Annotated in this window: 13 protein-coding genes and 4 pseudogenes; 4 read left to right on the top strand and 13 right to left on the bottom strand. The window is 51.8% G+C overall.

The window, feature by feature from the left end:
* Nucleotides 1–4 precede the first annotated feature (4 nt).
* The 3 genes and pseudogenes from O3W44_RS23205 to O3W44_RS23215 all read right to left on the bottom strand — a co-directional run bounded on the left by O3W44_RS23205 (nucleotide 5) and on the right by O3W44_RS23215 (nucleotide 3,242).
* Nucleotides 5–954: pseudogene (locus O3W44_RS23205) on the bottom strand (FAD binding domain-containing protein).
* On the bottom strand, nucleotides 951–1,679 hold the full coding sequence (gene paoA, locus O3W44_RS23210; RefSeq protein ID WP_269295036.1) for an aldehyde dehydrogenase iron-sulfur subunit PaoA: 729 nt from the start codon (nucleotides 1,677–1,679) through the stop codon (nucleotides 951–953). The pseudogene O3W44_RS23205 and the gene paoA overlap by 4 nt, the downstream one beginning before the upstream one ends.
* Before the next feature lie 219 nt (nucleotides 1,680–1,898).
* Nucleotides 1,899–3,242 (bottom strand): glycoside hydrolase family 10 protein, encoded by a 1,344-nt coding sequence (locus tag O3W44_RS23215; RefSeq protein ID WP_269295037.1) that lies wholly within the window; start codon nucleotides 3,240–3,242, stop codon nucleotides 1,899–1,901.
* Between the two features lie 299 nt (nucleotides 3,243–3,541).
* On the opposite strand from O3W44_RS23215, the gene O3W44_RS23220 reads away from it, so the two are divergent.
* Complete coding sequence (locus O3W44_RS23220; protein ID WP_269295038.1) at nucleotides 3,542–3,898, top strand: cupin domain-containing protein; 357 nt, start codon at nucleotides 3,542–3,544, stop codon at nucleotides 3,896–3,898.
* 97 nt (nucleotides 3,899–3,995) lie between these two features.
* Here O3W44_RS23220 and O3W44_RS23225 read toward each other — a convergent pair whose 3' ends face one another.
* Nucleotides 3,996–4,832 (bottom strand): aldehyde dehydrogenase family protein, encoded by an 837-nt coding sequence (locus O3W44_RS23225; RefSeq protein WP_269295039.1) that lies wholly within the window; start codon nucleotides 4,830–4,832, stop codon nucleotides 3,996–3,998.
* On the opposite strand from O3W44_RS23225, the gene O3W44_RS23230 reads away from it, so the two are divergent.
* Nucleotides 4,773–5,420, top strand: coding sequence for a LysR substrate-binding domain-containing protein (locus O3W44_RS23230; protein ID WP_269295040.1), 648 nt, complete (start codon nucleotides 4,773–4,775; stop codon nucleotides 5,418–5,420). The two genes, O3W44_RS23225 and O3W44_RS23230, sit on opposite strands and share 60 nt — an antisense overlap.
* Before the next feature lie 88 nt (nucleotides 5,421–5,508).
* Here O3W44_RS23230 and O3W44_RS23235 read toward each other — a convergent pair whose 3' ends face one another.
* The 3 genes and pseudogenes from O3W44_RS23235 to O3W44_RS23245 all read right to left on the bottom strand — a co-directional run bounded on the left by O3W44_RS23235 (nucleotide 5,509) and on the right by O3W44_RS23245 (nucleotide 8,008).
* Complete coding sequence (locus O3W44_RS23235; RefSeq protein ID WP_269295041.1) at nucleotides 5,509–5,916, bottom strand: DUF2000 domain-containing protein; 408 nt, start codon at nucleotides 5,914–5,916, stop codon at nucleotides 5,509–5,511.
* A 53-nt stretch (nucleotides 5,917–5,969) separates the two neighbouring features.
* Entirely contained in the window at nucleotides 5,970–6,815 is an 846-nt protein-coding gene (locus O3W44_RS23240) for an AraC family transcriptional regulator (RefSeq protein ID WP_269295042.1), read from the bottom strand.
* Between the two features lie 78 nt (nucleotides 6,816–6,893).
* A pseudogene (locus O3W44_RS23245) lies at nucleotides 6,894–8,008 on the bottom strand (endonuclease/exonuclease/phosphatase family protein).
* 33 nt (nucleotides 8,009–8,041) lie between these two features.
* Here O3W44_RS23245 and O3W44_RS23250 point away from each other — a divergent pair.
* Nucleotides 8,042–8,407: a hypothetical protein gene (locus tag O3W44_RS23250; RefSeq protein WP_269295043.1), complete on the top strand. Its 366-nt coding sequence runs from the start codon at nucleotides 8,042–8,044 to the stop codon at nucleotides 8,405–8,407.
* A gap of 103 nt (nucleotides 8,408–8,510) precedes the next feature.
* On the opposite strand, the gene O3W44_RS25215 is transcribed toward O3W44_RS23250, so the two are convergent.
* The 4 genes and pseudogenes from O3W44_RS25215 to O3W44_RS23265 all read right to left on the bottom strand — a co-directional run bounded on the left by O3W44_RS25215 (nucleotide 8,511) and on the right by O3W44_RS23265 (nucleotide 11,670).
* Complete coding sequence (locus O3W44_RS25215; protein ID WP_442954698.1) at nucleotides 8,511–8,966, bottom strand: transketolase C-terminal domain-containing protein; 456 nt, start codon at nucleotides 8,964–8,966, stop codon at nucleotides 8,511–8,513.
* Nucleotides 8,967–9,014: 48 nt separating this feature from the next.
* Nucleotides 9,015–9,420: pseudogene (locus O3W44_RS25220) on the bottom strand (transketolase family protein); the annotation flags it as partial.
* Nucleotides 9,421–9,442: 22 nt separating this feature from the next.
* Nucleotides 9,443–10,297 (bottom strand): transketolase, encoded by an 855-nt coding sequence (locus tag O3W44_RS23260; protein WP_269295044.1) that lies wholly within the window; start codon nucleotides 10,295–10,297, stop codon nucleotides 9,443–9,445.
* Nucleotides 10,298–10,587: 290 nt separating this feature from the next.
* Nucleotides 10,588–11,670: a YncE family protein gene (locus tag O3W44_RS23265; protein WP_269295045.1), complete on the bottom strand. Its 1,083-nt coding sequence runs from the start codon at nucleotides 11,668–11,670 to the stop codon at nucleotides 10,588–10,590.
* Nucleotides 11,671–12,246: 576 nt separating this feature from the next.
* Here O3W44_RS23265 and fhuE point away from each other — a divergent pair.
* Nucleotides 12,247–14,272, top strand: a pseudogene (gene fhuE / locus O3W44_RS23270) (ferric-rhodotorulic acid/ferric-coprogen receptor FhuE).
* Between the two features lie 476 nt (nucleotides 14,273–14,748).
* On the opposite strand, the gene kdpE reads toward fhuE, so the two are convergent.
* Both kdpE and kdpD read right to left on the bottom strand, forming a co-directional pair.
* A complete protein-coding gene (gene kdpE, locus O3W44_RS23275) occupies nucleotides 14,749–15,423 on the bottom strand; it encodes a two-component system response regulator KdpE (RefSeq protein WP_269295046.1) in 675 nt (224 codons plus the stop codon).
* Complete coding sequence (kdpD, locus tag O3W44_RS23280) at nucleotides 15,420–18,107, bottom strand: two-component system sensor histidine kinase KdpD (protein WP_269295047.1); 2,688 nt, start codon at nucleotides 18,105–18,107, stop codon at nucleotides 15,420–15,422. The genes kdpE and kdpD overlap by 4 nt, the downstream gene beginning before the upstream one ends.
* Nucleotide 18,108 lies beyond the last annotated feature (1 nt).

Consider the following 18,108-nt stretch of genomic DNA (forward strand, 5'->3'; position numbering starts at 1 on the left):
CCTGTTATGCCCTCGCTTCCGTTAACGCAGAGGCGAGCGTTCGCTTCGCCAGTATCAACTTGAACGCGTTTTCATGAGTAGGCTGTGCAGAAGCAAACAGCCGGTCATAGACTGCCTGCGCCCCATGGGCAACCTCAGCATCCGCCTCTTCCAGCCGCCATGGTTTGTGCGCAACACCGCCCAGTGCAACGCGACCTGTGCCGTCCTGCTGAACGATGGCAGCAACCGAAACCAGAGCAAACGCGTAAGAAGCACGATCGCGCACTTTGCGATAGATATGGTTGCCGCCGACTGGCGGAGGCAGCGTGACGGCGGTGATCAGTTCACCTGGCGACAGGCGATTCTCCAGATGAGGCGTGTTGCCCGGTGCGCGGTAAAACTCTGCAATCGGAATTTTACGCTCATCTCCGTTCGGGCTAACCGTTTCCACAACGGCATCAAGCAGGCGCATGGCGACAGCCATATCGCTGGGATGGGTTGCGATACAGGATTTACTTGCCCCTGTTACCGCATGCTGGCGGCTAAACCCTTCCAGCGCCGCGCAACCACTGCCGGGCAGCCGCTTGTTACAGGGTTGATTCGTGTCGTAGAAGTAGGGGCAGCGCGTACGCTGAAGCAAATTACCGGCGGTGGTGGCCTGATTGCGAAGCTGGCCGGATGCACCTGCCAGCAGCGCGCGGGAAAGCACCGCGTAGTCACGGCGTATCCGCTGATCCGCAGCCAGATCGGTATTGCGTACCAGCGCGCCGATACGTACTCCGCCTTCCGCAGTCGGCTCGATGTTATCCAGTGCCAGGCCGTTGACGTCGATCAGGTGAGAGGGCGTTTCAATTTCCAGCTTCATGAGATCAAGCAAATTCGTCCCCCTGCAATAAATTTTGCACCAGGTATGCGCTGCGCGCTTGCGGCAGCCTCAGCAGGCGTTTTCACACGTTCATACGTAAAAGCTTTCATGATTTTTCGCTCCCGGCGACATCAGCGATCGCGGCAAGTATGTTGGAGTAAGCTCCGCAGCGGCAGATATTGCCGCTCATACGCTCGCGTATTTCATCGGGCGTTGCCTGAGGAGAGGAAACCAGGTCAAGGGTGACATGGCTGGGAATGCCCATTTCAATTTCTTTGAGAACAGCCACTGATGAGCAAATCTGGCCTGGCGTGCAGTAACCGCACTGGAAGCCGTCATGTTTTACAAATGCGGCCTGCATGGGGTGCATATTATCGGGAGTACCAAGCCCCTCGATGGTGGTGATCTCGGCATTTTGATGCATTACCGCAAGCGTCAGGCATGAATTAATTCTCCGGCCATTTACCATGGCCGTACAGGCCCCGCACTGACCGTGATCGCACCCTTTTTTTGTGCCCGTGAGATGAAGATTTTCCCGTAACGCATCCAGTAACGTGGTACGGGTATCGACGTTCAGTTGCCTGACTTCACCGTTCACGCTGAAGGTCACAGCAGAGATTTCAGGCGGAGCAGTAGCAGGACGCTCACTGTCGCTGAGCGCGGTTGAGGGAGAGACAGCCACTGCCGCCGCTGAAGCCGCCCCCGCTTTAATAAGATCCCGTCTCGTCAGGGTAAAGCCATACTCGTCGTTATCCTTAGCGTAATGCGTGCCGCTTCTGTGGCCGCCTGCATCATGCAGACGCCCGTTATCAGCTTCACTGCCTTGATTGCTCATATCAGGCCTCCAGTATTTTAAAAGTTTAATGTTGAAAAACAGACTTTTTCGCTACTGCAATGCGTAACGTTTAATAATTAACTTTTAATAGTAGACGGAACCGGTGCGGTTATTACGCCTGAATCCTGAATAGCGTAATGAGAAAGGATCATTAATAGGTCAAGGCGATACGGCGGGCAGAGGCGGTTTTATGGCTAACCTCATACCGGAGACAGGATATTAGTGTCCCCAGCGACGTTGAAGATAGCGGACAGCCTGCCGGGTTTGAGGTTGATTCAGATAATCCTCTCTGAACAGAATAGTGCCGTTAATTTGCGGCACGGACTCGTTTAAATCGAGCTGTTGTTTTAATTCCGGCACGCCCCCTTCGGTCATCCAGACAGGCTCACTCTTCGAAGGCTCGCCCACTTTGTAAAGTGCGACGCCAATATAGAGGCGAGTGTGGGTCGGTTTCACCACATTCGCCCACCATTTCGCCAAAACATCATAGCGGGCCGCTTGTCGGGAAAAGGGCCAGTAAAGCTGCGGCGCAATATAATCCAGCCATCCCTGCTGCACCCAGCGTCGGGTGTCAGCATAGGCTTCATCGTAGGCCGCCGCACCGCGCGTATCAGATCCTGCCGGGTCGTGTGACAGGTTGCGCCATACGCCTGCCGGACTCACGCCAAATTCAACTTCCGGTTTCAGCTGCCTGATGGTGCGCGAAACCTGTTCAATCAGCTGCTGGGTATTGTGGCGTCGCCAGTCCGCTTTGGAATTAAATCCCTGGCCATATTTTTTAAAAGTCTGATTGTCGTTGAGCGTTGATCCCGGTGACTCAGCATAGAAGTAATCATCAAACTGCACACCGTCGACCGGGTATCGTTCCACCACCTCTGCCACGATGCTGGTGATCCAGTCACGTGCATCCGGGAGGCCAGGATCAAGCACAAAACGATCGCCTGCGGTGCGTATCCAGTCGCGATGTAAGGTGAAAACGCTGGCAGGCTGTAGCGATAATGTGCGATTCAGTTCGGCAACCGTTGAAGGGCGGGTATTGACGGCTACGCGATAGGGGTTAAACCAGGCATGAACCTTCATGCCGCGCTTGTGCGCTTCATCCAGTATAAACGTGAGCGGATCATATCCGGGATCTTCACCGATTTTACCGGTCAGCATATCTGACCAGGGCAGAATTTTTGATGACCAGAGCGCAGTGCCATCAGGCTTTACCTGAAAGAAGACCGTATTTATACCCAGACTTTTTAATTTATCCAGCTTATCGGTCAGTGACGTTTTTTGCTGGTCGATCCGCACCGCGGCACTGCGGGCACTAACCGACGACACCGGCGGCCAGTCGAGGCGGGAAACAGTGGCCAGCCACACACCGCGTACCGGTTCCTGATGCTGCACGGTTTTGACCGGCAGAGAGGGTTTCACCACAGCAGGTAACGGAGTAATCAGTGATTCAGGCGGTTCAGCGGAACAACTGGCAAGCAAAAAAGCGACGGCAACAAGCGTACCTGACTTTTTGACGCGCTTAATGCAAAGAGAGCCGGGTGAGCAGGCGATAATAAACTCCATTTCTTTCTGGCAGTTACCCGAGTAAGGCCATTCTCTTAATATTCAAACTGAAGTCAATAGTTGAAAAACATTGATTCCCCGCCTTCATAGCCAGGAGACGACCGTCATCTTCCCGCCAGGTCACAAACGTTTCTGCCAAAATCCAGCCTGTTTTTACCTGAAAGTGTTAAAAGGTAATCAATATAGCCATCAATGTATTTACTGCCTCTTTTAAGCTTACTGTCGAGTAGTTATCAGAAATTATTTTTTCATCAGCAACGTACGCTTGCTGTTTAGCTTTGATTTAAAGGAAAAATAAAATGAAAGTGCAAAAACTCGAACAGTCAGCGTCGATCAGTGCGCTGGAATCCTGGGGAAGCGTCGAAGGTTTGCCAGGTACGCCCGCCGTGACGTTATCGGGGTTACAGAAAGTGATCCCAGGAAAGGAAGATATTGATACAGGCATTTTTGAATGTAGCGCAGGCAGCTATCGGCGCTCAGTTAAACAAGCGGAAATTATGCACTTCCTCGACGGCAGTGGCTCCTTTACGCCTGATGGTGAAGCGACTTTGACATTCAGGGCCGGAGACGCGTTTTTCTTTGAAGCCAATACCCAGGGCACATGGGTTATCGACACCCAGATGCGCAAGCTCTATGTCATTTTTGACGTGAGCTAAAAGCTCACCGCTTTTAAAAACCAGTCATGGAAGGGGTGTGGCGCAGCACGCCAGTCAGCACAACGTGGGGACTGGCCGTTGCTACGCACCCTGTAAATTACCGGTTTTGACCTGCCATCAGAATATATTTAACCTGCACGTACTCTTCAATGCCGTAGTGCCCTCCTTCGCGCCCGTAACCAGACGATTTTATCCCGCCAAAAGGAACGGACGCTGTTCCGACTGAGCCAGAGTTTATCATCACCATCCCGGCCTCAAGCTTGCTGGAAAGACGAAATGCCCGGCCAACGTCCGTTGTCCATGCATAGGCCACAAGACCATACTCGGTGTTGTTGGCGCGCCGGATGCCCTCTTCCTCAGATGTAAAACAATAGAGTGCAAAGACCGGCCCGAAAATCTCGGTGTTATGCATGTCACAGCTATCGTCTGCATTGCACAGGATTATCGGCGGATAGAACAGCCCGCCTTTTGCATCAGGTTTTCCGCCCAGCATTACCTTTGCACCGCGTGATACGGCGTCGTTTACCAGTGATGTCACTTTGTCCAGGGCGTTCTGATTAATCAACGGCCCGACGACAAATTCATCCTGCATCCCCTGATCAACCCGTATTTTCGAAACTGCAGCAGTGAGCTGCTCAACAAAGGCGTCATAAATGCCGCTCTGGACAAATATGCGATTAGGTGAAATGCAGACCTGACCAGCATTGCGCAGCTTTGCGTTAACCAGACCGGCAATAGCGTCTTCCATGGTTGCGTCATTAAACACCATAAAAGGCGCGTTACCGCCCAGTTCGAGAGTCATTTTTTTCAACATCGCGCCACACTTGCTGGCCAGCAACTTTCCTGTGCGTGTTGAACCGGTAAAAGAAATTTTATGAATGCGCGGATCGCGGGTAAAGGCTTCGCCAATCGCAACAGGATCGCCTGTTACCATTTCAAACACGCCTGCCGGGATCCCCGCTTCACGCGCTGGCTGATCCCGCGTCTGACGGCATTTCAACTGGCTAATCCCACCCTTGATGTGCGACTGACCACAGCCTCAGACTGGAATGAAACCGCTGACTTTGATGCAGCCATTCGCCTCGGAAACGGAAAATGGCCACACATGTATGCCACACCTTTGGTTGATAATGTTCTGGTCCCGGTTTGTCGATCCACGCCGGAACGCAAAGCAACCTTCACGCCTGATAATTTGGTGCAACATACGCTACTCCGCGTGCGTGGCCGTCCGGATGACTGGTTACGCTGGGCAGAGGCGTTTGATATTTCTCTGCAGGGTTTTACCCACTGGCGTGAACTGGAAAGTTCAGCTCTGGCTTACCAGGCTGCACTGGAAGGGCAAGGTGTAGCTTTGGCACAGCGCGTGCTGGTCGAAAAGGAGTTAAAAGACGGGACGCTGACCGCAATGGAGAATTATCAGCTTGATTGTGGAGATTTCACCTATTACCTGGTATGGGAGAGTGAAAGCCTGAAAGAAACCAACCTTAACCTGCTCAAAGCATGGCTGGCTACGCATAAATAATTTGCGGGTCAGGCAGATGCCTCGGGTGCTGACGAGGCAAACTGCCAAATCTTTTTGTCAGCGTTGTTGAACCGTAGCTATCTTCTGTTTACTTGTGTAATGCCAGCCCTTTAATCGCCTTATCGACCGCCTTTTTGGGTCCGCGCAACGCCAGACCCACAAGATCAAGATTGTCAGCATTTTCAGCCAGAAATGCCTGGCGGTTTGCTGCGTCGTGACCGGTTGAAAACATAGCATGGACATAGGGAATAAGCGTGAGTTCACGCTCCAGGCCTTTGCGATGCGCGTTCTGCAAACCGGAAATATCTGACTCGAAAACAAGCACTGGCTGACCCAGCATATTGCCGTAGCGGTTGCCGCTGGCATCAATATAAGGCTCACCCATCATTTCAGGTGCGGCTGAAGCAACACCACTTGCCAGGAAGGCGACAACGTTCAGGCGCTGCCATACGGCCAAATCGTTACGAACAATGAGTGCGACTTTAGTATCAAACATCAGCGATGATTTCCTCAGATTTATAAGAGCCGCTATTGTCGGAAAAGTCAGGGTCACCCGTATAGAACGTTTGTGCACTGCTGTTGATAGGCTGCTGGCGTCATCCTGTAAGCTCGCCGGAACCAGCGTCCCAGATGGCTCTGGTCGGCAAAACCAACCTGAGCAGCAACCAGAGCGGGGTTGTGCCCCTGGGACAGCAACATGCGCGCAGCCCGCAAGCGCAGCCTCACAAGATAGGCATGAGGTGATTGTCCAAAAGCTTTTTGAAACTGTCGCGTCAGACGAAAGCGATCGAGACTGGCATAGCGGGCAATCTCATCAAGGCCGATGTCCTGACTCAGGTTGTCATGCAGATAATCTCTGACCACGCACATTTGTCTGAACGCATCATCGCCAGTGGCCAGCGTTCGGAGAGAGATATGCTGCGACAGCAAATCGATTAATCGATCGAGGCTCTGATCCCGTGCAAGCCGGCCTTCACCGTAATGAATAGCGGCAAATGCCTGCTGTATCGCCGTATTGAGTAATGCATCGTCTGTTAGCGTGGAGCGAAAAGCCGCCTGAAGAACGGAGATATCTCCCTGTTCCCGTCGTTGTAACATAGCAGAAAGCCACGCCTGGGGCAGATAGAGCATGGTATAAGTAAAGCCTTCCGGGTCAGGCGCATGGCCGTCATGAACGGCGCCGGGTTCAATCAGAATGACCTGTCCTGGCGTGCTGGTATGAAGTGTGCGATGGCAGTTGAATCGCTGCAGTCCTTTTTGCGTAACGCCGACCAGCATCTCATCGTGGTCGTGAGGATCGTAAGCGTGCCCACAGAAATGTGCATGAACACTTTCAATGCCGGTTTCGTTGTCTCTGTGCAAATCTATCCAGTCGTTACTGGCTGTTTTCTGCATTTTTCAGTTCACAAATAAAACAGGATGACAATGACTCTATTCTGACACAGGAAGATATAACGCCACACCGTCTCATCATCAGATATCCAGTTCAACCCAGACGGCGGCGTGATCGGAGCCGGCATTAACCGGTTTTTTCAGTTCCGGATAGGTTTCCCATTTAACCGGACGCACGCCAGGCCACATCCCTTTTCGGCAAACGCCCCCTTCTTTACCTTTTCCCATAAGGCAGGAGAGAGCAGGATGTAATCGATTTTATTGCTGGCGGTACAGCTACCCCAGGTGCCTGGATATCCCCCATCATCAAACGTTGGGTGGTGAAAAACATCCTTGAGGTCAGTCTCGTTTAGCAAAGGCGCTAACGCCTGGCTGTCGGGCGTGTCGTTAAAATCACCTACAATGGCAATTAACCTCGCGCCCGCCTGAATTCGCTGCTGATAAATCTCTTTTACCCGTTCCGCCTGTTTTTTACGGCGTGTGTCAGAGCTGCTTTTCGAGCCATAACCTTTACTTTTCAGATGATTAACCAGAACGTGTAGTGTCTCGCCGCTGCTTAATGGAACCGCGAATTCCGGGCAATCCCGCGAAAAAATGAGCGCCCCAGCGGGGTCTTTATCATCAACGTGGCTGCGAATAGTTTCAATGGGAAAAGCTTCGGCGGTCATCAGACCCACGTCAATGCCACGTTGGTCATTGCCGTCTATTACCATCACATGTTCGAAAGGTTTGCCTTTACGCGCAGGCAGAATTTCAGTGTTAAAGGCCAGCAACGCCGGACGACTTTCTGCTTCAACCACTGCCAGCAAATCGGCCTGGAGATCAATCATTACCTGCGCCGTTAAATTCATGGCAACTTCATCGACAGGGGCCTCGCGTAGCTCCAGCGAGCCAACCCAGTCTGCGCGGCCTTCTGCCAAAATTTTTATCCCGCCATCCTCTTTTTGTCGGGTGAGTAACTTGCCTCGATTACGTCGCAGAATAACAAACGGGCCGGTATCTGACTTTTGCAGGCCCAGTTCCTTCATTAACATCACCATTTTGCTTTTCATCGCAGCGGTGTACTTCACTTCGCCAAGCAGTTCATTCAGCGCCGCAAATTTTTCCAGCACCGGTTTTCCCGCAGACCAGTCACTCTGATTCATCGCCTTAGCGCGATCAAACAAGTTTTCAACGTTGTACGATGCCAGCCGCATAGTGCTTCCTTTTATCTTCAGCGTGATTGTCGTGTGAGCCACACCGCAAAATTCGCTACTGGCTATGAAACCGTGCGTTCTGGTGATCAGCGAATAAATATTTATTCGCCATTAAAAAGACTCGTGTCATCAAACAGGCCATTACAACCGCCCCGAAGCGAACGGTGTATTGTTGAAAGCGGTTATTTTAATGAATTTATGATGACCGAATGGATAGCATATTCTGACAGTTTTTATAAGATTTCTGTCATCATCGCAGACGAAAGGCGGCTAACAGATCAGAAAGGCGTTTACGCTGAACGAGCGCGGCAAAGGCAGGTATCCAAAGAGGACAAGCAGCCGCGAACGGTAATAAAACCGGGTCAAATTTTTCATAATGACAAGACAACCGGGCTTTAACCCGCTAGCGTTTACGATGCTTGATCCTGGCAGCTGTAGCCGCTCTCTTAAAGCTGTCAGGACGTGATGTAAATACCTGCTGCGATAAGCGACATCTTAATCTCTATCTGTTAAGAAGGCCCAGTGCATGATGAACAATGCTTGCCGCATCAAAACCATGGTGCATACGCATATCCTTTCTGTCAGCGGCGATGGCATATTCACCGTCTGGAATACCTAACCGTTTCAGGAGCGCGCTATGGCCGTTATCAGCCAGGATCTCCGCAGTGATGCTGCCTACCCCGCCATTAACGTTATGCTCTTCAACCGTAATGATATGTTCTATGCCATTTAACGTGCGTAAAAAGGCGTCGCGATCTAAAGGACGAACAGACGGAACACTGATAACTTTTGCAGAGACGCCCTGTTCATTAAGCTGTGCAGCGGCATCAACGGCTTCATGAACTGTCGAACCCATTGCAACAAGCGCAATTTCATCGCCCTCACGTAACACGTCTATAGCACCCGGAACGAACTGATAACTGCTGTCATGCAGCTCCGGCAGGGATTTGCCATCCATACGGATATAAACCGGTCCGACATGCTTCAGGGCATACTCAATAATCTGGCGGCACTCCAGCGGCGAAGCCGGAGCAAATATTTGAATGTTGCCGAACCCGCGCATCACTGAAATATCATCAATGGAATGATGCGTGCTGGCCAGTGGGCCATAGCTGGCTCCGGCATTCAGGCCGAAGAGCTTGACGTTAGTATTGTTGTAACAAATATCAACTTTAACCTGTTCATTCGCGCGAGAAATCAGGAAAGGCGCAGCGTTGCAGGTCACGGCTATTTTCCCCCAGCGCCAAACCGGCCGCAACGCCAACCAGCGTCTGTTCGGCGATACCTACATTCACTATCCTGTCAGGAAACTTTTTTATAAAAGGAGAAATTTTTGCTGTTGAGGTTGAGTCCGCCACGACGGGCACGAGATCGATACCTTTTTCTACAGCCTCGATGAAAACCTCAACCATGACATTAGCCAGATGTTCTGCGTTACTCACTTTTCATCTCCTCTTCAACCAGATCTTTCAATTCATTCATTGCAATGTCGATCTCATCCCCTTTTGGCACGCGATGGTGCCACTCAGGTTTTCCCGCAATAAATGAAACGCCAGCGCCTTTGGTGGTATGGGCAATAATCACGTTTGGCTTGCCAGTCTGAGGAAGATTTTCTAATGCATCCACCACGGAAGCCATGTCGTTGCCCTGACACTCTGTTACTTCCAGGCCAAACGCGCGCCATTTTTCATCCAGCGGGTCGGTTCCCATGATTTCTTTGGTTGCGCCCGCCAGTTGCAAACCATTTTTGTCGTTGATCACCACGAGGTTATCCAGTTGGTAATGGGCTGCCGCCATTGCCGCTTCCCAGTTACTGCCTTCAGCCAGTTCACCATCACCGGTAATAAGGAAAATTCGGCGCTTGCTGTTATCCCGTTTCGCCGCAATCGCCAGGCCGACTGCCACCGGAAAACCGTGACCCAGCGCGCCGGTATTAAGTTCAATACCGGGCGTTTTTTGTTTCACAGGGTGTCCGGGCAGATGAGAATTTGAATGTTGATAAGTCGCTAACCAGTCGAGAGGAAAGTAGCCTGCTTCGGCCAGTACGCAGTAGTAACAGCCAACCGCATGCCCTTTGGACTGGATATAAATATCACGATCGCGATCGTCAAGCCGGTCTGGCGCACAGTTCAACACGCGGAAATAGAGTGCGGTCAGAAGCTCAACCTGTGATAAGTCTGCGCCGGTATGACCTCCGGCGGGGCTGTTCGCATTCAGTGCAACGATATGGCGCCGCACTGCACGGGCTTTCTTTTCTAATTCAGGAACAGAAAGTTGAAAGGGATTCATCGTCCACCTCCGAATTAATATTCGATACTGAATATTTATTCTGTAAGAGTGAAAAAATGGGAGCCAGCTTTTGTACCACTGACTCCAATAACAAACAGCAGCGTTTTCAACCCGCCTGAATATATATTCAGGCTCGGGTTTATATTCATAAATGCTACAGGCCAGGTTGCTGGCTTGTCCAGACTTATGCGCCAGATTGTGAAGAAACTTGAATAGGATCACACTTTCTGGTCATTTTTTAGGCATTGCGCCCTTTAAGCCGGACAACAGGCCGTAATGGATCAGGTTAATTACAGCGCAATACGCACAACGCTGTCTGGCCCTTTGGTGGAGTTGTCCTTGTTGAAATCCTGCTTCAACGTGACATAAAGCGTTTCACCCTCTGGCGACACTAACAGGCTGTTAGGGTGCGTTTCAAATGACCAGCTGTTTTTTACCGCATAGGTGGTGGCATCAAGCTGGAGCACTTTTTTCGATTCGCGCTGGCTGATATAGATTTCGTTGCGTCTGGCGTTGAACTTGATGCCCAGCGCGTCACCTTCGATGCGTTTAATAACGTTGCCGCTGCGCTCATCGAATACCAGCGTAGCTTTTGCTTTAGAGTCATCAGTAACAAACAGGCGGCCAGTCGCCGGATCTTCCGCCAGATTCAGAAACAGATACTCTTTGCCATCGTTAGCCGTCAGGCGTTTTTCAATTTTGTGGCTGTGGGGATTAATGACCAAAATTTCGCCGCCGCCGTTTGCAGCATAAACGCGATCGGTCAGCGGAGAATAGATAATGCCAGTTACCCATTTGCCCGCATTTTGGATGCGCGTTTTCAGCGTCATGGTCTGTGCATTGACGACAGAAATGAAGCCCGGATCCGCGACGCCTCCAATGAATAGCTCTCCTTTATGGAACAGAACTTCACGTGCGCCAATGGGGTCGCCATCTTTATCTTTGCCTTTAAACATCAGGCGCTGTAATACCTTACCGCTCCGGGCGTCGACTTTAGAAACGCCGCCATCAAGCGTATTGGTGGTATAAAACAGCTGTCCGTTGTCATCTTCAGCCATACCGAAATTTTTTAAGTCAGTATGCGTTTCACCTTTGACGTTCAACGTCGCCGGGTCGAGGCGATAAATCATGCCGCCATTAACATCTTTAAAGCCCTGCGCACTGGCCACAAACAGCGATTTTGTTGCTGTTGAGTACACCATTTCGTACAAGCCCTCTCCTGACTCACGCATCAGCCGTTGCGTCTTCACTGGCTCCGGCGCAGCAACTGCTGATTCAGTTTTCTTCGCAGGTGCCTGGCATGCCGACAAGCCTGAGACGGCCACAATTGCCAAAGCAAGTGCAGCTTTAGGCGTAGTGAAAAACGATTTCATTCTTAACTCCATCAATGGATAAGCAGTTCCCGTCAGGGAGAGCGGCCCTTAAAAATAATGATAATCATACTCATTAAGGTTAAGGGAGTAAACGGAACGCCTGATACGACAGAAATTTCCACGTTTAAACGTTTTATTCAGAGAGTTAAACGACACATAACGTGCATCAGCGCGGTTGTTTTTCATTCGAACAGACCGGTTTTTTGCGTCGGTAAAACATGTAATCTATTGAAAATATTATTAATAACATTTAGTTACATTTTAGAAATAAATTACCCGATAACTATTAAAGCAAATAATTATCATTAACATTCTCATTTTACACCGTTTCGCTTTTATGCTCCCGGCAAGTCACGGCGAATTGTCAGTAATGTGATGCGCACCGGAAGTGGCACGGCTGTTTACATAACAACAAATCTTGATGGGAAAAAATATGTCTTTGAATGGCAGGGAAATTCACGTGAGTTCGCATATACAAACCGGTAAAAAACATTTTACCTGTCCCTACTCGCGCTGGCAGTTCATCCACTGGCCGCTGCGGCAGCTGAAAGTCATGACAGTGCCGCGCAGCAGGAAATGGTTGTTGATGCAACGACCGACAATACTTCAGATGAACAGCATGATTACGCGGTGAAAACCACTCGCGCCGGCACCAAAATGCTGTTGACGCCGCGTGATGTCCCGCAGTCAGTGAGTATTGTGACGCAGCAACGCATGCAGGATCAGGATTTAGAAAACATTGATGACGTCCTGAACAATGCTACCGGTATCTCAGCACAGCAGATCGATAGCGAACGTTCTCAGTATTATTCACGCGGATTTCAAATCACGGACTTCGCCTATGACGACATCCCCACGTCGATCGGCGATGCCTGGAACTACGGCGATGCCACGGAAGATACCGCGATTTATGACCGCATCGAAATGGTACGTGGCGCAACGGGCTTAATGACCGGCGCAGGCGATCCGGGAGCAACCATCAACATGGTGCGCAAACATGCTGACAGTAAAACCTTCACCGGTAACCTCAGCGCCAGCTATGGCAGCTGGAATAAACAGCGTTATGTCGCCGATGTTTCTGGCCCACTTAACGCCACGGGCAGCGTGCGTGGGCGAGTGGTCGCGGGTTATCAGGATCAGGATAGTTGGCTGGATCGTTACAATAAAACCAAAAAGTTCTTATATGCCGTGGTCGATGCGGATATCACCGATCACACTACCCTGTCGTTGGGCTGGGACTACCAGCAAACCAACACCGACAACCCAACCTGGGGCGGCCTGCCAACCTGGTACAGCAATGGCGCGCGCACCCATTACGATCGCAGCACCAGCACCGCTGCAGACTGGACGCGCTATACCATTGAGTCGCGCAAGGTGTTTGCCAACGTGACACACAACTGGGACAACGGCTGGACTTTACGCTTTAACGGTACGCATGGCGAACAGACGTTTAACGATAAGTTACTCTATTTGATGGGTTATCCCGATAATTCTACCGGTCTGGTTGACAGTGGCTGGGGCAGTAAGGATCGGGGCAAGCGCACGGTAGATTCCTTTGATTCCTTCGCCAGCGGCCCGTTCGAGCTGCTGGGTCGTCAGCATCAGTTAGTTGCGGGCGTCAGTTACAGCCGTCAACACAACGCCACTTACAGTCAGAATGGCTTAATGACCAATGAGCAGGTCGGCTCATTCTCAGACGGCTGGAACGGCAATGCGACAGAGCCGCAATGGGATGAGTGGTATCTCAATGCGGATGATATTGTGCGCCAGAAATCGGCCTATACCGCCGCACGCTTCTCGCTGGCCGATCCCTGTCGCTCATTATCGGCGCACGCTACACGCAATACAGCACCAGCGGCAGCAGCGGCAATATGCGAAAATATAACATTACGCCTTATGGCGGTATGGTGTATGACCTCACTGAAAGCCTCTCAGCCTATGCCAGCTATACCTCAATTTTTTCACCACAACTCAAACGCAACGCAGAAGGCGCCTGGCTGTCACCGGTTACTGGTAAGAACTATGAAACGGGGCTGAAAGCCGACTGGATGGATGGCCGCCTGACCACCCACTTCGCCATTTTCCGCATTGAGCAGGAAAATACCGCTGAGGCACTGAACAACGTTTACGTCAACGGTTCCAGTGAGCAGGCGTATCGTGCAACGAAAGGTGCAGTCAGCAAGGGGCGGAGTTTGAACTTAACGGCGCGGTCACCGATAACCTGCAACTGACCTTCGGCGCAACCCGCTACGTCGCTCGCGATAGCGAAGGGCGATATAACAGCTTCGCGCCGCAAACTCAGTTCAAGCTGTTTACGCGCTATCGCCTGCCTGTGCTGCCTGAACTGACTCTCGGCGGCGGTATGAACTGGCAAAATCGCGTGTATAACGATGCTACCGGTCCCGATGGCGAAACGCATCGTCTCTATCAGGGCAGCTATCCGCTGGTGGATCTGTTTGCACGTTATCAGGTCAGTAAACAGCTGGCAGTGCAGGCCAACGTCAGCAATCTGTTTGATCGGGACTATTACACTTACCTGAGCGATTCCGCCGTTTACGGTGAACCGCGCAATATTTCAGTCAGCCTTGCTTATCAGTTCTGATCCGCTTCCCCGGTTCCTGCCGGGGAAGATGCATCACTGTTTTTTGCGTAACTTACGTAGCGCGGTAATGGCCTGTAACGAGCAGAGAGTCCCACCCGTTACCGCTTGAATACGCTGAGATAATTTAAAACAGAAAGGCGTTACCCCTGCTCAGGGGGAAATGAATGCCGAATACGTCGCAGGCGAAACAGTGTTTCTTTGAGAAGAGAGTGCGGCAACTTAATTAACAGGCCGCCTCGCTCAAGACGCAGCGCCGCATCTTGCTCACAACGCATACAGCGCGTGTAAAACCAGTATACTTCTTCATGACTCATCGGTGCTTTGCAGCGCGTACATCTGCTATCCATAACGTCAATCTACTCACTACTGGTCAGCTGCGGGGAGGTAATATCGCATAAGCCTGTTATTCAGAATGGCGGCTATCATAAGCCAGGCTGAGTTGAATGCGTGCTGGCAAAAATCTTAAACAAAACACTCTACTGAATAAACCGATAACCGACGCCATTCTCCGTAATAAAATGCTGTGGCTGCGCCGCTTGCTGTTCCAGTTTCTGCCGTAAATGGCCCATATAAATGCGTAAATAGTGGCTGTTATTATCCGCATTCGGGCCCCAGACCTGTCTGAGTATTTGCGTCTGCGTCAGGACTTTCCCCGGATTGCCGATCAGCAAGGCCAAAAGGCGAAACTCTGTGGGCGTCAAATGTATCGACTCACCGCCGCGAGTGACGGTACGGGCGCTGAGATTAACAGTCACATCGCTGAATTTAATGACATTCTCTTTCTCATGGTCATTACGCCGTAGCGCAACCCTTACCCTTGCCTGAAGTTCACCCATGCCAAAAGGTTTTGATAAAAAATCATCAGCGCCCGCATCCAGCGCGTCGATTTTATCTTGCTCGTCTGCTCTCGCCGAAAGCACAATAATCGGTTTATTGCTCCACTGGCGAAACTCGTGAATAAAGGTCACGCCATCACCATCCGGTAAACCCAGATCAAGAATAACCAGATCGGGCCGTCTGGCGGCCGCCGTGCTGAGACCATGCGCCAGCGTGTCCGCTTCATACACCCGAATCTGATCGCTGTTTTCCAGTGAGAGGCGCAGATAGCGACAGATCTGTTTTTCGTCATCAATAATCAGCAGACTTTTCATCCTGTTTCCTCAGGGCTTTCCTTTACGACCGGGGCGGGCGTAAAAGGAAGCGTAACCGTAAAACAGGCTCCGCCTTCCGCCAGATTGGCCGCGCTGATCTTACCCTGGTGCATTTCAATGATAGCCCGGCAGATCGCCAGCCCCATGCCAACACCCGGCACCGCCGATTCATCATGACCGCGGGTAAATTTCTCGAAGATTTGCGCTTCCTTGCCCGGCGGAATGCCTGGCCCGTTGTCTAAAACAGCAATGATGAGTTTATCCTGGCGCACCTCAGCGCGAATAACGATTTCTGCGCCAGGCCCGGCATACTTCCAGGCATTTTCCAGCAAATTAACCAGAACGCGCTCCAGCAGTGGGCCATCAGCCTGGAGCAAGATCACCTCTTCAGGCAGTTGCAGGATCATCTTTTGCTGAACAAGGATGGCATCCAGCGATCGCAGCGCACTGGCAATAATTTCATCCAGCGCCACCCAGTCTGCTCGCAGGTGAAATCCACCTGACTCAATCCGCGCCATATCCAGCATATTATTAACCAGGCGGATGGTGCTCAGCGTTTGCTGGCGTATCTCACTGGCCTGGATCGCATATTCCGATTGCGCCGCAGATAAATGTAAGGTCAGGATTTCAGCCTGGCTGAACAGCACCGTTAAGGGCGTGCGCAGATCGTGTGACAGCGCGGCTAAAAGGGAGTTTCTTAATTCCTCTCGTTCGGCGGCCATGCGCGACTGCTGCTCACGTTGCGTAAGCTCAAAACGTTCAAGCGCACCGGTAATCAACATGATGAATGTTTTCAGCAACTGCTGCTGTTCGGGGATGTCAGGCTGGCGATGCATAGCGGGTTCAGTAATCAGTAACCCCAGTGGTCGGGCCGAGGCGATCAAAGGAAAAATTTTATAGGGGACGCCGGGCAGCGTATCGCTGCCCGCTCCCACAATCTGTGCTTTGTCGAAACTCCATTTAACGATGGCGGGTTCAGGAACGGTGACGAGTTCTTTTACCGCAGGCGCAGTAAGGTTTCCCTGCTGATCCGGTAGCCAGAGCTCACATCTGACCTGCAAAGCCGCGCTGACAATCTGCTGACTGATCCGGGCAATGTCCTGGGGTATACGCGCCCGGCTCAGGCCGTTGGCCATTTCATACAGATAATGCGCCCGCTTTTCCCGATGACGGGCAACTTTCGCCTGATAACGCACGCCAGCCGTCAGATTCGCTGTAATCATGCCGACCGTTAACATCACGGCAAACGTCATCAGATACTGCGTATCATCAACGCTAAACGAACCTGTCGGAACAATAAAAACCAGGTCAAAGGCAAGGATATTGAGCAGGGCTGCAAACACCGAGGGAAAGCGACCAAAGCCGTTGGCAATCAGCACCACGCCTAACAGGTAAATCATCACCAGGTTAGCCGGTGAAAAGCCGGGCAACAGCCACTGACCTGACAGCGTAATGGCGGCGCAAAGCGCCAGCGCCGCCAGACAACCACGCAGGCGCTGCTGCCATTTTCCCCGCGCGGCGGGCGCCTCAAGGTTGCGATGAGAGGTAAAATCTTCTGCTTCATCCAGCGCCACGATAACCAGGTCAAAATCGGGGCCAAGGCGGCTCAGGCGACGGGTAAAAGAGTGCATTACGCGCCAGCGCCGTGGCGCTGAGCGCCCTACAACAATTTTGCCCAGATTATGTTCACGCGCATAGCGAACCACCGCTTTCGCCTCATCGGTATCTGATAAGGTCGCGGTTTCCGCCCCCATGCTTTGCGCCAGTTGTAAAGTCTTCAGTACCGCGTGACGGCGTGCTTCACCCTGTCGATAGTGCGCGGGCGTTTCAACCGTAATGGCGTGCCACTCACAGCCCAGTCTGGCGGCCAGCCTGGCCGCAATCCGCACCAGTTTTTCACTGCCGCTACGGCTGCTGATACACAACAAAATGGCATCACGCACGTGCCAAATCTTCTCTTCCCGTCCGTTGGTGTCACGCCAGGCCCGGATCTGATCGTCAACACGATCGGCAGTGCGCCGCAAAGCCAGCTCGCGCAGGGCAAACAGATTTCCTTTGCGAAAAAAGTTCTCAATGGCGCGTTCAGCACCCTCGCCAACATAGATCTTGCCTTCCCGAAGTCGCTGGCGCAGGTCGTCCGGCGGTAAATCCACCAGCACCACTTCATCAGCAGAATCAAAAAAACGATCGGGCACCGTTTCACGTACGCGAATTCCGGTTATGCCGCTCACCACATCGTTCAGGCTTTCAAGATGCTGGACATTGACAGTTGTCAGCACATTGATGCCCGCATCCAGCAACTCTTCAATGTCCTGCCAGCGTTTAGGGTGGCGGCAACTGCGAAGGTTGGAGTGCGCTAATTCATCTATCAGGATCACCGCAGGCTGACGTGCCAGTGCGGCATCAAGATCAAACTCTTGATGGTGAGGACGGTTGCTGGCGCGCCGGGGCAAAATTTCCAGCCCCTCCAGCAGCGCGGCCGTTTCCTGACGGCCATGTGTTTCGACTACGCCCGCCACCACATCCAGCCCCTGCGACTGCAGACGTCGCGCTTCCTGAAGCATGGCCCAGGTTTTCCCTACGCCTGCGCAGGCGCCGAAAAAGATCTTTAACGTTCCCCGGTTCTCTTGATCGGCTTGTATCAACAATAAATCAGGGTCCGGACGTAGCGGTTCGTTGACCATC

It is taken from the genome of Pantoea sp. LMR881, from assembly GCF_027157825.1.
Classification (GTDB): domain Bacteria; phylum Pseudomonadota; class Gammaproteobacteria; order Enterobacterales; family Enterobacteriaceae; genus Pantoea; species Pantoea haifensis.

Bases quoted from the DNA above. Each gene is read 5' to 3' on its own strand.
- paoA (WP_269295036.1), bottom strand. From the start codon at position 1,679: ATGAGCAATCAAGGCAGTGAAGCTGATAACGGGCGTCTGCATGATGCA.
- O3W44_RS25215 (WP_442954698.1), bottom strand. From the start codon at position 8,966: ATGGATGGCAAATCCCTGCCGGAGCTGCATGACAGCAGTTATCAGTTC.
- O3W44_RS23220 (WP_269295038.1), top strand. From the start codon at position 3,542: ATGAAAGTGCAAAAACTCGAACAGTCAGCGTCGATCAGTGCGCTGGAA.
- O3W44_RS23235 (WP_269295041.1), bottom strand. From the start codon at position 5,916: ATGTTTGATACTAAAGTCGCACTCATTGTTCGTAACGATTTGGCCGTA.
- kdpE (WP_269295046.1), bottom strand. From the start codon at position 15,423: ATGAAAAGTCTGCTGATTATTGATGACGAAAAACAGATCTGTCGCTAT.
- O3W44_RS23260 (WP_269295044.1), bottom strand. From the start codon at position 10,297: ATGAATCCCTTTCAACTTTCTGTTCCTGAATTAGAAAAGAAAGCCCGT.
- O3W44_RS23230 (WP_269295040.1), top strand. From the start codon at position 4,773: ATGAATGCGCGGATCGCGGGTAAAGGCTTCGCCAATCGCAACAGGATC.
- O3W44_RS23240 (WP_269295042.1), bottom strand. From the start codon at position 6,815: ATGCAGAAAACAGCCAGTAACGACTGGATAGATTTGCACAGAGACAAC.
- kdpD (WP_269295047.1), bottom strand. From the start codon at position 18,107: ATGGTCAACGAACCGCTACGTCCGGACCCTGATTTATTGTTGATACAA.
- O3W44_RS23215 (WP_269295037.1), bottom strand. From the start codon at position 3,242: ATGGAGTTTATTATCGCCTGCTCACCCGGCTCTCTTTGCATTAAGCGC.
- O3W44_RS23225 (WP_269295039.1), bottom strand. From the start codon at position 4,832: ATGGTAACAGGCGATCCTGTTGCGATTGGCGAAGCCTTTACCCGCGAT.
- O3W44_RS23265 (WP_269295045.1), bottom strand. From the start codon at position 11,670: ATGAAATCGTTTTTCACTACGCCTAAAGCTGCACTTGCTTTGGCAATT.